The 12,756-nt window shown below is 55.8% G+C and carries 9 protein-coding genes; all 9 read left to right on the top strand.

Annotated features, from left to right (window positions below):
• Positions 1-1,311: 1,311 nt before the first annotated feature.
• The 9 genes from C4885_RS09630 (at position 1,312) to C4885_RS09590 (ending at position 12,753) form a co-directional block, all read left to right on the top strand.
• The gene (locus C4885_RS09630) at positions 1,312-2,052 is read left to right on the top strand and encodes a response regulator (RefSeq protein ID WP_114000129.1); all 741 of its coding nucleotides are present in this window, start codon (positions 1,312-1,314) and stop codon (positions 2,050-2,052) included.
• Complete coding sequence (locus C4885_RS09625; protein WP_114000128.1) at positions 2,049-3,842, top strand: sensor histidine kinase; 1,794 nt, start codon at positions 2,049-2,051, stop codon at positions 3,840-3,842. Before C4885_RS09630 ends, C4885_RS09625 begins: the two co-directional genes overlap by 4 nt.
• A gap of 184 nt (positions 3,843-4,026) precedes the next feature.
• Positions 4,027-5,388 carry an ABC transporter substrate-binding protein gene (locus tag C4885_RS09620; RefSeq protein WP_114000127.1) on the top strand — a complete coding sequence of 454 codons (1,362 nt, stop codon included), beginning with the start codon at positions 4,027-4,029 and terminating at the stop codon, positions 5,386-5,388.
• A 252-nt stretch (positions 5,389-5,640) separates the two neighbouring features.
• The gene (locus C4885_RS09615) at positions 5,641-6,543 is read left to right on the top strand and encodes a carbohydrate ABC transporter permease (protein WP_114000126.1); all 903 of its coding nucleotides are present in this window, start codon (positions 5,641-5,643) and stop codon (positions 6,541-6,543) included.
• Between the two features lie 19 nt (positions 6,544-6,562).
• A complete protein-coding gene (locus C4885_RS09610) occupies positions 6,563-7,411 on the top strand; it encodes a carbohydrate ABC transporter permease (protein ID WP_114000130.1) in 849 nt (282 codons plus the stop codon).
• A 96-nt stretch (positions 7,412-7,507) separates the two neighbouring features.
• The gene (locus C4885_RS09605; RefSeq protein WP_114000125.1) at positions 7,508-9,466 is read left to right on the top strand and encodes a hypothetical protein; all 1,959 of its coding nucleotides are present in this window, start codon (positions 7,508-7,510) and stop codon (positions 9,464-9,466) included.
• A gap of 5 nt (positions 9,467-9,471) precedes the next feature.
• The gene (locus C4885_RS09600) at positions 9,472-10,995 is read left to right on the top strand and encodes a glycoside hydrolase 43 family protein (protein ID WP_114000124.1); all 1,524 of its coding nucleotides are present in this window, start codon (positions 9,472-9,474) and stop codon (positions 10,993-10,995) included.
• Between the two features lie 60 nt (positions 10,996-11,055).
• Positions 11,056-11,286, top strand: coding sequence for an HPr family phosphocarrier protein (locus C4885_RS09595; RefSeq protein ID WP_114000123.1), 231 nt, complete (start codon positions 11,056-11,058; stop codon positions 11,284-11,286).
• 546 nt (positions 11,287-11,832) lie between these two features.
• Positions 11,833-12,753 carry a nucleoside hydrolase gene (locus C4885_RS09590; protein ID WP_114000122.1) on the top strand — a complete coding sequence of 307 codons (921 nt, stop codon included), beginning with the start codon at positions 11,833-11,835 and terminating at the stop codon, positions 12,751-12,753.
• The last annotated feature ends 3 nt before the right edge of the window (positions 12,754-12,756 follow it).

Genomic DNA, 12,756 nt, shown 5'->3' with positions numbered 1-12,756 from the left:
TATTATCTGCGCTTTTGGCTTGGCATCTGCCGCACCTCGCTCGCCGTATCGGCACTTAGAATTATGCGGTATTGCCTAAAAACAAAATGGCATATATGAGCTGTATTATACGATTTGGAATTAAAACAGCCGACCAAACGATGGGATTTGGCGGGATAGGGAGAAAGGCGAAAGTTGATATGGAGCGAGCTAGGGCAGAGGTTGGCATGTTGCTTGATAGACAAAAACGTGGAAACGTGATGTGAAATGGCGGGAATACAACGCTATTTTTGTATTAAATTTATTAAATAATACAATTTGTATTTCGGTACAGAGAATCTCTTTGGAAACCAAGCGGGAATAATTCGACGATTTAAGCAATAGTAGATGGCCTGCAACTTGAGAAAATATTGGCAACACCGCATAATTCCCGCCTTACGGCTTAAGCACCGCTCCGGCATCTGCCGCACCTCGCTCGCCATATCGGCACTTAGAATTATGCGGTATTGCCTATTACCTTCGCATCGGCGAAAGACAGTCAAGATAAATGCGGAATGGTTAGTAGCAAGGAGAAAATGACTGCCGGACGCCGCGGAAATCGGGCAGCATAAAAACATGAATTTTTCAGATACACCCTAGAGACAGCCTGTGGAATTCACCCTTCAAGCATTTGTGGTGACAGGTGTAAACAGCGCCCGGTCCTCTCCGCCGCTCCGCGGCATCTTTCCACCCCGCGGGGAACTGCCCTCAAGAGAAGCATCGTCTCCTGCAAATATTTTAGCGGGCACAACACAAACCAACAAGGTTCTCCGCGGCGGGAAGGGGAAATCCCGCCCCACAGGTTGTTTATGGGGTGGATGTGTGGGATAGAATAATCTGCAGGGAAAAATCCGTCCTACCACCCTGCACAAAAATCCATCCCAGGACATCATTCCAACCACCAAAAATCCAGAATGTTCCCCCGTCCGAACCACCCACTCGCAAAATAAAAGCTACCCGCCGATCCTAATGAAGCGCTCAACCCCCTATCCTGGGGTGTATCTGAAAAGTCGCCCCAAAACCGCCAAACAGTATCCCCAAAATACGCAAAAAGCTAGGGCAATACCGCATAATTCTAAGTGCCGATACGGCGAGCGAGGTGCGGCAGCCGCCGGAGCGGTGCTTAAGCCGTAAGGCGGGAATTATGCGGTATTGCCCTAACCATCATTCCGCGATTTTTGTCTTGCCCTTGGGGCAAAAAGGCTTTATACTGGTATACAAGTGGTAGTCTGCCCCAGTGTAAGGGCAGGCAGAAAGAACGGTTTTGCCCTGAACACGGATGGGGGCTGCAAGATGTATAAACTGATTATTATTGATGATGAAGAGAAGATTGCCAGCGGAATGGCCCAGCTGTTCCCCTGGCAGAACATTGGGTTCGAGGTGGTGCAGGTGTTCACCAGCGCACGCAAAGCCCTGCAATATATTGCCGAAAACCCGGTGGATGTGGTGCTGACCGATATTGAAATGCCGGATATGAACGGCCTGGAGCTGAGCCATCGGCTGATGGAATACCCCAACATCCAGAAAATATTTTTTAGCAGCTACAGCAATTACGAATACTTCCGCGCGGCGCTGCAAAACGGCGTGGCGGATTACCTGATGAAACCGGTGGCCTACAGCGCCCTGCTGGAATGCTTTGAAAAGGTCAAAGCCCGGCTGGATGCCCGCAGCGCCGTGCAGGAAACCGCCCCCAAGGCCTATTACGACCAGATCGTGTACGATGTGCAGCAATACTTAAAAGATAATTATCGCACTGCCACGCTGGAAGAAGCCGCGGCCAAGGTTTCCTTGAGTCCGGCTTATCTTTCCCGCGTGTTCAAGGAAAAAAGCGGAACCAGCTTTTCGGAGCTGCTGCTCAAGACGCGGATGGAAAAAGCATGTGAGATGCTGGCGGATATCCACTATAAAAGCTACGATATTGCCTATTATGTCGGGTACGATAACCCCAAAAACTTCTCCCGTGCGTTCAAAGCGTATTATGGGCAGAGCCCATCGGAATACCGCAAATCCCGCCTGGATGGTGCCGCGCTATGAAGGGAATGAAGCGGAAGTTCTTTTTGAAGCGCATGTGGAACTTTGTGGTGGTCATGCTGATCCCGGCGCTGCTGCTGGTGGCCGTTACCACCTACATGACCCTTGTGACCCAGATGCACCGTATGACGCAGGACAATGAGCGCGGTATTGAGGCTGTGCGCTCCAACATCTCGCTGGTGCTGGATTCGGTCCTGGCGCAGAACAGCTACATGACCGGCATGACCCGCACCAACATGGTGCTGAACAAAGCTCTGAAAAGGGAAAGCCTTTCTTACACCGATGCCATCTACCTGCGCAGCCTGGTATCTTCACTGAACAGCATGACCAACGCGTATGATTACGTGGATTCGGTTCTGATCTATATAGATGGGTACGACCGTGCGCTGACGTCCAGCGGGCTGGTCAACCTTTCGGCGGATGATTACAGCGGCTGGTACAGCGTGTATTCCTCTATGTCGGATGCTGAGCGTACCTGCATTGCCCCGGTGGTGGTGAACGCAGGCAAAGCCAGCGAGAGAAGGCAGCTGGTAGTGTGCGCCCGGATGCTGACGATGGAAGGCTGTGTGGCCGTTACCCTGAACATCAGCCACTTGCAGGAAATAATTGCCGTGCTGCGCCCGTCCGATAACCAGCACCTGTACCTGGTTGACGGCAGCGGCCGTCTGCTGGCAAAGGCAGGGGACGCAGGCGCGACGGAAGAGCTGCAAAACCTGATGGGCAAAACGCTGAGCGGGGCAGGGAACACGGCGGAACAGGAGCACGAGTTCTGGATCAAGCTGGATGACCGGGACTGCCTGTTGAACTGGCAAAGCTACCAGAACCCGGATTTCTACATCGTATCTACCATTGACCGGGCCATGATCCTGGAAAACCTGGGCGAACGGTTGATGCCGCTGCTGCTGATGGCGGTTGTGGCGCTGTACGCCATTGTGTTTTTGGCATACGTCAACACCAAGCGCAGCTTTGACGAGATCAACCTGATGCTGCAGATGTTTGAGGATGCCGAGGCGGGCCGCACCATCCAGCGCCCCCAGCGCAAGGTAAATGATGAATATGACGTTATCATGAACAACATCCTGATGATGTTTTTGAACAACACCTACCTGAACATCCAGCTGAAAGAAAAGCAGTACCGCCAGCAGAACGCCGAGCTGACCGCCCTGCAGTTGCAGATCAACCCCCACTTTTTGTACAATACCCTGCAAACGCTGGATATGGAAGCCCGCAAGCTGAACGATGATGGGCGCATCAGCGCGGTGGTGGGGTATGTATCGGATATCCTAAAGTATTCGCTGACCAACCCGCAAAAGAGCGTCAGCCTGCGGGAAGAGCTGGACTACCTTAAAAAATATGTGGAAGTGCAGCACTACCGCTTTGGGGACCGCTTTATTATTTATTATGAAGTGGACGACGATGTGATGGACGCCGAGGTATTCCGCCTGATGCTGCAGCCCGTGGTAGAAAACAGCCTGCTGCACGCCCTGCGCGGCAACGAGCGCGGTTACATGAAGGTGCGCGCCCGCCGCATTGGCGATAAGGTGAACCTGCGTGTGATCGATAACGGCGACGGCATGACAAGGGAAGAGCTGGAAGCGCTGCGCAAACGCATTGCGGACCGCAACAGCCGCAGTATTGGGCTGACCAACCTGGACCGCCGCCTGCGCCTGCGCTACCCGGAGGAAACGGGGCTGCGCATCTGTTCCATAAAAAACCTTGGCACCAGCGTGTCGTTTTGCATCCCGTACAAAAAATACACCCCGGATGCCCCGCAAACGGGTAAAACAGAATAATAAAATGCCGGGCAGGTATCTTAAATTGCGCCAAAACGCAAGAGATGATACCTGCCCGGCGTTTTGTGTCAAATGATGAATCCTTTTAGCAAGCGTGAGTCCTTTTATAAATCTGCCAAACAAATTATAATAAAACCATGATAAGGCTCGACGAAAAGGGCCGATTTAGAAGGAGGAAAACAATATGAAAAAGCAACTTATGGCCGGTATGATGGCCGCCAGCATGGCATTATCTCTGGCCGCATGCGGCGGCAGTGCTGCCAGCAGCGCAGCCCCGGCAGCCGACAGCACCAGCGGCGCTGCCTCTACCAGCACCGCAGCTTCCACTTCCAGCGATGAACAGGTGACTTTGCGCTTTGCCTGGTGGGGCGGCGATGAGCGCGCCAACGCTACCATGGAAGTCATCAACAAGTTCATGGAAGAAAACCCCAACATCAAGATCGAAGCCGAGTATGGCTCTTCTGACGGCTACCATGATAAGCTGGCAACCCAGCTGGCATCCGGCACCGCCGCCGACATCGTGCAGATTGACCCCGAAACGATGCCCAGTTTTGTTTCCACCGGCGATTACTTCCTGGATTACAAGGACTACGACTTTGATCTTTCCAACTTTGACCCCAACTACATTGGCCTGCGCGTGAATGGTAACTATGACGGCAAGCAGCTGGGCCTGCCCACCGGCATTGCCGGCCCGGCACTGGTTGTGAACGAAGAGCTGGCCGAAAAGTACGGCATCGACTTCAACACCCAGTACACCTGGGATCAGTTCATTGAATGGGGCAAAAAGGTCCATGAAGCAGACCCCGATACCTACCTGCTGTGCACCAACAAAGAGTATGTGACCAACCTGGTGTTCTTTACCTACATGAAGCAGCTGACCGGCAAGACCATCTTTGACGCTGACTCCAAAGAGTTCAATTATACCGAGGAAGATATCCAGAACTGCCTGGATCTCGTTAAGAGACTGTACGACAACAATGTCTGCGCACCGGCTTCCTACTCTTCCGCTTACAGCAACGACGACCTGCAGTCTGACCCCAACTGGATCGCTGGCAAGTACGTCTGCACCTTCGCTTACATCTCCACCATCAATGTTATGACCGCCGCCAATGAGGGCGCAACCTATGGCACCGGCTACCTGCCCCTGCTGGACGGCGCTAAGGACAACGGCTGGGCTTGCAACTGCCCGCAGGTCCTGGCAGTTACCTCCACCTGCAAGGCTCCGGAAGCAGCCATGAAGTTCCTGGATTACTTCTTTAACAGCGATGACGCCGAAAGCACCCTGGCCTGCGTGCGCAGTGTTCCCCCGACGGAAAAGGCCCGTGAAATCTGCGAAAAAGACGGTACCCTGGACCCGAACATGATGACCGCCGCCAACATTGCCAGCGGCTACAGCGGCCTGACCAACGACAAGTACTCCTCCGCACCGGAATCCAAGCAGATCATTGCTGATACCATCGAGGCTGTCGGTTACGGCACCACCGACCCCGCAAGCGCTGCATCCGATATGTACAATCAGCTCTCCAGCTACATCAGCGCCCAGTAAACCTCAGCGAACATCAAAAACGGGTGTCTCCCACCGAGGCATCCGTTTTATTAAAGTGTACCTGAAAAGTCGAAAATATAGTCTATTTCTACAAACACAGCCGGATTTGGCGTTAAAAAGCCTTGGAATCCACAAAGGATTCCTGCGGCTCTTTGCCTTAAATCCTGCTTGTGTTTGCGAAATATCCGTCATTTTCTTTGTTTTCAGCTACACCAGTAAAAAGGCGGATTTTTTCCAAAGAGGTGTGATCCTATGACAAAACAAACCAAAATCAAGCACTATACCAAGCGCGATTACGCGGCGTTTGCTTATCTGGCCCCGTGGATCATCGGTATGCTGGTCCTGCAGCTGTACCCGTTTTTAAGCTCGCTGGTTTACTCGTTCTGCAACTACAAAATCACCGGCACCCCCTCGTTCACCGGCCTGAGCAACTACATCCAGTTGTTCACCATGGATAATGAGTTTTGGAACTCCTTGAAAGTTACCCTGGCCTACACGTTGTACACCGTGCCCGGCAAGCTGGTTATGGCATTGGCTGTTGCGGTGTTCCTCAACCGTGACATCAAAGGCATCAACCTCATCCGTACTTTGTACTACATTCCGTCCCTGTTCGGCGGCAGCGTTGCTGTTGCTCTGCTGTGGAAGATCATGTTCATGGATAACGGCGTTATCAACGCCATCCTGACCACCCTGCACCTGCCCAACGTACAGTGGCTGGGCGACCCCAATCAAGCCCTGCGCACCATCTGCATGATGGAGATCTGGCAGTTTGGTTCTTCCATGGTCATGTTCCTGGCCGCGCTGAAAAACGTTCCGGCAGATTTGTACGAAGCTGCCGAGATTGACGGCGCAAGCAAGGTCAAGATGTTCTTCAGCATCACCGTTCCGCAAATCACCCCCATCATCTTCTTCAACCTTATCATGCAGACCATTCAGGCTTTGCAGAACTTCACCTCTGCCTTTGTCATCACCGATGGCGGCCCCATGAAGGCTACCTATGTGCTGGGCATGAAACTGTATAAGGAAGGCTTCTCCTACTTCAAGATGGGTTACGCCAGCGCCATTTCCTGGATCATCTTTATTGTGATCATGCTGATCACTCTGGTGCTGTTCGCAACCTCCAAGTGGTGGGTCTTCTATGGCGACGAAAGCTGAGAAAGGGCGCGTGAGCATTATGACAAAACAACAAAAAAAGACCCTGAACCTGGTGCTGACCTATCTGGTCATCATCCTGATTGGCTGCGTGCTGCTGTTCCCCATTGCATGGATGATTTCGGCCGCGTTCAAAACCAACGATGAAATTTTTGGCTCCATTGCACTGATGCCCAAAAGCTTCAGCTTCCAGAACTTTATTGACGGCTGGAAAAGCGCCGGTATTTATACCTATGCAACCTATTTCATCAACTCCTTTATCATGGTCATCCCCACCACGCTGCTGACCATCGCTTCCAGTGCGCTGGTTGCCTATGGCTTTGCACGGTTCAACTTCCCGTTCAAAAAGCAGCTGTTTGCCATCCTGATCGCCACCCTGATGCTTCCCAACTCGGTCATCATCATCCCGCGTTACGTTCTGTTCAACAAGTTCGGCTGGGTCGATTCCTACATGCCATTCTGGGTGCCCGCCCTGCTGGCCTGCTACCCATTCTTCATCTATCAGCTCATCCAGTTCATGCGCGGCATCCCCCGCGATCTGGACGAATCCGCCTGCATTGATGGCTGTGGCACCTTCCGCATCTTCTGGCAGATCCTGCTGCCGCTGATGAAGCCGGCCCTCTTCTCCGCTGGCCTGTTCCAGTTCCTGTGGACCTATAACGATTACTTCAACTCCTTGATCTTCATCAACTCGGTCAAAAAATACACCATCTCGCTGGCGCTGCGCCTTTCCGTTGACGCGGAAAGTGTTGTGGTGTGGGGCCGCGTTATGGCCATGGCCTGCGTGGCGGTTCTGCCGCTGGTTCTCCTCTTCTTTGCCGCACAGAAATATTTTGTGGAAGGCATTGCAACCTCCGGCCTGAAAGGCTGATTTTCGTTTTCCTCTTTTTTGTTTGTCCCTCCTAAAAATCATTGACCCGTTGCGGGCCGGCACTGCCCGGCCCGCATTTTTTGTTGAGGTATCATAATGAAACTGGATCTGAATTCCCAAACATTAAACGTCAGCTTTGCCTGCCGGATCGAGGATGCCTGGGTGCCGGTGCCGGAAACTGCCTGCACACAGTCCGGCTTTGACTGGACGCTGAACGGTGCGCATTACAGTGCGCAGTTCACCCCCGCTGGCGATACGCTGTGCTACACCCTGCAAATGGATGCGCCCAACCCCACCCAGCTGCGCATGTGGCTGGCTGTGCCGGGGCAGAGCGATTATTTCCATGTGATCCCCTGCAATATTTACGGCGATAACCACGCCGCGGAAGCCAAACCTGGCGAATTTCCATTGCTGACGAAGGACCACCACGAGGTGGCGTTCTGTGCGCCGCTGTGGGAATTCCGTGCGGACCGCGCCGCCATGCCGCTCGCCGCCCTCTGCTGGGACGGCGGAGTGGCCGCCGCTGCGGTGGAACCCTACAGCGAAAGCGAGGCCGGGATCATCCGCAACGGTGTGTTTGCCGCTTTGCCGGATGCGTTCGGCATCAGCCTGGGGTACACCAACGACCCCACCACCTTCAAAAACCGCTCCACCCCGGCGCCATCCACCCGCAGCATGGCCTGCAAGGCGCAGACCAGCGGCAGGATCTACCTGCACAGCGGCCCGCGAACCGAGCTGCATGAGATCATCCGGCAGGAATACGCCCGCCACCAGGACCGCGCCGTCCCCCGCAATACCCTGCGCCAGGCCGTACAGGGCATGCTGGACACCTTTGCCTACCAGAACTTTGACGCGGCGGCGGGGGAGTATACCAACCGCTGCTGCCGCCCGCCTAGGGAGACCGAGATGCGCCCCTGGCGGCTGGTGACGGAGATCGGCTGGACGGGTGGCGGCGTGCTGGCCTATCCGCTGGTGCTCTGCCGCGATGCCCTTGGCGCGGATGCCGAAGCGCCGCTGGCCGCGGCCATGAGTGGCGAACAGCTGTTTGACCGCATTGCCGATGCGTATAACGAAAATTCCGGCCTGCTGAACGACCTGATGGCCCCCAATGCCGCGGGCAGCCAGGTGAACGGCTGGTGGACCGGGTACGGCCTGGTCAAAGACTGCCACTGTGCCTATACAGTGGGCAGCGCCGTCCACTACCTGACCAAAACGATGGATTATCTGCACCAAAACGGCAAACCCTGCCCGGCCAAATGGATGGATGCAGCCCAAAAGGTGCTGCATACCGTCATGGATCTGCAGCGCACAGACGGCGCTTTCGGCTATACTTACTCCACCCAGGAACGCAAAGTGCTGGATTGGAGCGGCTTTGCGGGCTGCTGGTTTGCCCCGGCGCTGGTTTACCTCTACCGCCTGACCGGCGAAGAACGCTGCCTGCACTCCGCCGAAAAAGCGCTGGATTACTACCATACCTTTGTCAAGGACCTGAACTGTTACGGTACCCCCATGGACACCTGGAAAGCCGTGGATGAGGAGGGCAACCTGGCCTTCATGCGCGGCAGCCGCCTGCTGTATGAGCAGACCGGCAAGGCCGAATTCCTGCAATATATGAAAGACAGCGCCGGGTACGAGTTCCTGTGGCGCTATGGCTACAAGACCTACCCGGAGCACACCCCGCTGAACCAGGGGTGGTCCGCCTGCGGCGGCGCCGTTACCTCGGTTTCCAACCCGCATATCCACCCCATGGGGGTTATTATTGACACGGACCTGCGCTATCTGGCACGGGTGACGGGTGACAGCTATTACGCCAGCCGCGCGGCGGATTCTGCCGCCTGGATGCTGCAATGCCTGGAACTGTACCCCGCAGCCACCGGCTATGGCCGTTACGGCGTTTTGTCGGAACGCTGGTGCCCCAGCGATGGGCTGGATGTGGAGCGCTTCAGTGATGGCAGACCGTTCAGCAGCTGGTTCAGCCACAATCTGTGGGCTTCCGCCTGCGTGCTGGAAGCTGCATGTGAGCTGCTGCTGGAAAGCGAACACAAGAAAGGATAAAAGCAATGGACCGTTATGTGACCGATATCAAAAATGGCTGCTACCAGAACCCGGTGCTGCCCATGGATTTCAGTGACCCCGACGCCATCCGCGTGGGGGAGGACTATTACCTGATCTCTTCCAGCTTTACCTACCTGCCCGGCGTGCCGGTGCTGCACAGCAAGGATCTTGTCCACTGGGAGCGCATCGGCAACTGCGTGGAGCGTCTGCCGTTTGACCGCTATGCCCAGCCCGCCCATGGCTGCGGCACCTGGGCCCCGGCGCTGCGCTACCATGCGGGCAGGTTCTATGCATTCATTCCCCTGCCGGACGAGGGCATTTTTTACACCGAAGCCACCGACCCCGCCGGCCCCTGGAGTGCGCTGCACTGCGTAAAATCCGCCAGCGGGTGGATCGATCCCTGCCCCCTGTGGGACGATGACGGCAGCGTGTATATGGCCCACGCCTTTGCCAAAAGCCGCTGCGGCATTAAGCACAAGATCCAGCTTTCCCGCCTGGATCCCGAAACGCTGGAAGTGGTGGAGGACGGCCCCATCGTGTTTGATGGCACCCTGAGCCAGCCCACCGCCGAAGGCCCCAAAATGTACAAGCGCAACGGCTGGTATTACATCTTTATCCCGGCAGGCGGTGTGGAATACGGCTGGCAGACCGTGCTGCGCGCCCGCAATGTGTACGGCCCGTATGAGGAAAAAATCGTCATGCACCAGGGGGCCAGCTCCATCAACGGCCCCCACCAGGGCGCGTGGGTCACAGCGCCGGACGGCAGCGATTGGTTCCTGCATTTCCAGGACCGGTTTGAACTGGGCCGCGTGGTACACCTGCAGCCTATGTGCTGGCACAACGATTGGCCGTTCATCGGCCTGGAACAAAACGGCGATGGCATCGGTGAGCCGGTGACCGAGTGGGACTGCCCCAAAGGCGAAGCTGGTCCCGGCCTGCAAATAGGGGACAGCTTTACAAACGGCAAGCCCGGCCTGCAATGGCAATGGCAGGCCAACCCCCAGCCCGAAGCCTGGCTGCGCCCGGTGGCGGGGGATGCACTGCATCTGGTCTGCGGGGCCAGCGGAAGTTTGTGGCGGCAGCCCAATGTGCTCAGTCAGATGCTGCCTGCAGCGGATTTTACCGCAAACGTTACCCTTGCCCTGGCCGGGTGCGGCGCCGGAGCTAAAGTAGGGCTTAGCGTGATGGGGCAGAAATATTCCGCCATTGAGCTCTGCCGCACCGCGCAGGGCTGCACTGTGCAGTTGGTACAGGGCATGGTGAAAGACCTTGCCTCCACCGGCGATGCAGAAGAAACGATCCTTGCCGAAAAAATGGTTGACACGGATGAAATAACCGTTACAATGAAAATAACGGCTGCCAAGCAGGTGCAGTATGCCCTGCTGGCAGCAGATGGCACCGCAGTGCCGCTGGGGGGAGCCCAACCCGTTGCCAAGGCAACCTGGACCGGCGCGCGCCTGGCCCTGTACGCCCGCGGCGGCACCAAAGGGGATGCTGCCTGCATCAAGCAGCTGAACATTACATTTTAGCCGGGCTTTTGGCGGCAGAACACCGCAGATGCCCGCGGCAAAAAGGAGAGCAAACTGGCAATGGCAAGTGTTACCATCCGGCTGAACAGCATTGGTGAAGTGAAAGAGTTTAACCGCATTGCGGCCACGGTGCCCGGAGATGTGGACCTGCATTCCGGGCGCTACTGCGTGGATGCAAAATCCATCATGGGTATTTTTGCCCTGAACCTGGCGCGCGAACTGACGGTGGACAGCCCAACCCTGAGCGAGGAAGAACTGCACAAAAAGTTTGCGGCCTTTTTGGCGGACTAAGGCGTATCTGAAAACCAAGAAAATGACGGATACTTCGCAAGCACAAGCAGGATGTAAGGCTTTTTAATGTAAAATCCGGCTGTGTTTGTAGAAATAGACGATATTTTCGACTTTTCAGATACACCCTAACATAAAACAGGGCGGTTCACACAGAGCCGCCCCTTTTTTGTGTAGAAGATGCGCGACACTTTAGGCAATACCGCATAATTCTAAGTGCCGATACGGCGAGCGAGGTGCGGCAGATGCCAAGCCAAAAGCGCAGATAATACTGGATGCTGCAAAGGTGAGCGCCGCCAGTGGCGGAAACAGCGAACCGAAGCAGGGGCAGCGGTCGCAGAGTGCGAGGGGCTTTTGCCCCCGAAGCACGATGCGAGTACCGCAACCCGACATTATCGAGCATTTTGGCAACGCAGATGCCGTGCCGCAGCCGCCGGAGCGGTGCTTAAGCCGTAAGGCGGGAATTGTGCGGTATTGCCTTTAATAAAAAACGGGCTGCTGCCCCCCACTGCAAGCCGCAGCACCCGGAACATAAAATAGGAGGAAAGCATGACCTGTACCCACTACAACTTCCCCGTGCCGGAAGAAAAAATGGTGCGTGTAATTACCGATACCGACCTTTGCAACGAAGCAGACGATCCGTTTGCTGTTGTGCAGGCACTGTTGAGCCCCAAGTTTGATAATGTCGGCGTGGTGGCCGCCCACTTTGGCACCCGCGACCCCAACGGAATGCAGAAAAGCTGGCAGGGTCTGAAAGACTTGACGGTCCTGATGCAGCTGACGGTTCCGGTGCTGCACGGTGCGCCCCACGCTTTGCCGGATGCCGCTACCCCGGTGCCCAGCGAAGGCGCGAAGCTGATCATCCGTGAAGCGATGAAAGAGGATACCCGCCCGCTGTTTGTGCTGCTGCTTGGCCCACTGACCGATTTGGCCAGCGCCTATTTGCAGGAACCCCGCATTGCGGGCCGGCTGACCGCAATCTGGATCGGCGGCGCACCGTACCCTGTGGGCGGGCCGGAGTTCAACCTGGGCAATGATGTCAACGCCGTCAACGTGGTGTTTGGCAGTACCATGCCGGTGTGGCAGGTGCCCAAAAATGTGTACGAGATGATGCCGGTCAGTATGGCGGAACTGGAATACCGTGTGCGCCCCCAGGGAGCCGTGGGCCGCTACCTGTTTGACCAGCTGGTGGCTTACAGCCAAACGCCGGAATCCCGCGCCAGCGCGTTCCGCACGGGCGAAAGTTGGGTTTTGGGCGATAACCCCGCCCCCGGCCTGCTGCTGTATGAACACCGCTTCCAGTTTGACTGGGTGCCCGCGCCCTATGTAACGGCGGACCAGACTTATGCCGCCATCGGCCGCAATCGGCCCATTCGGGTGTATAAGGGGATCGACAGCCGTCTGATCCTGGATGATCTGTACGCCAAGCTGGCGTTGTTTGCCCAGTATATGGCGCAAAAGGGGGAGTGAACC

Origin of the sequence: Subdoligranulum sp. APC924/74 (genome assembly GCF_003324125.1) — a bacterium.
Taxonomy (GTDB): Bacteria; Bacillota; Clostridia; order Oscillospirales; family Ruminococcaceae; genus Gemmiger; species Gemmiger qucibialis.
Note: the sequence above shows the minus strand (reverse complement) of the source record. Positions and strands in the feature narration are given on the sequence as shown.

Bases quoted from the DNA above. Each gene is read 5' to 3' on its own strand.
- C4885_RS09625 (WP_114000128.1), top strand. From the start codon at position 2,049: ATGAAGGGAATGAAGCGGAAGTTCTTTTTGAAGCGCATGTGGAACTTT.
- C4885_RS09595 (WP_114000123.1), top strand. From the start codon at position 11,056: ATGGCAAGTGTTACCATCCGGCTGAACAGCATTGGTGAAGTGAAAGAG.
- C4885_RS09590 (WP_114000122.1), top strand. From the start codon at position 11,833: ATGACCTGTACCCACTACAACTTCCCCGTGCCGGAAGAAAAAATGGTG.
- C4885_RS09620 (WP_114000127.1), top strand. From the start codon at position 4,027: ATGAAAAAGCAACTTATGGCCGGTATGATGGCCGCCAGCATGGCATTA.
- C4885_RS09630 (WP_114000129.1), top strand. From the start codon at position 1,312: ATGTATAAACTGATTATTATTGATGATGAAGAGAAGATTGCCAGCGGA.
- C4885_RS09610 (WP_114000130.1), top strand. From the start codon at position 6,563: ATGACAAAACAACAAAAAAAGACCCTGAACCTGGTGCTGACCTATCTG.
- C4885_RS09615 (WP_114000126.1), top strand. From the start codon at position 5,641: ATGACAAAACAAACCAAAATCAAGCACTATACCAAGCGCGATTACGCG.
- C4885_RS09605 (WP_114000125.1), top strand. From the start codon at position 7,508: ATGAAACTGGATCTGAATTCCCAAACATTAAACGTCAGCTTTGCCTGC.
- C4885_RS09600 (WP_114000124.1), top strand. From the start codon at position 9,472: ATGGACCGTTATGTGACCGATATCAAAAATGGCTGCTACCAGAACCCG.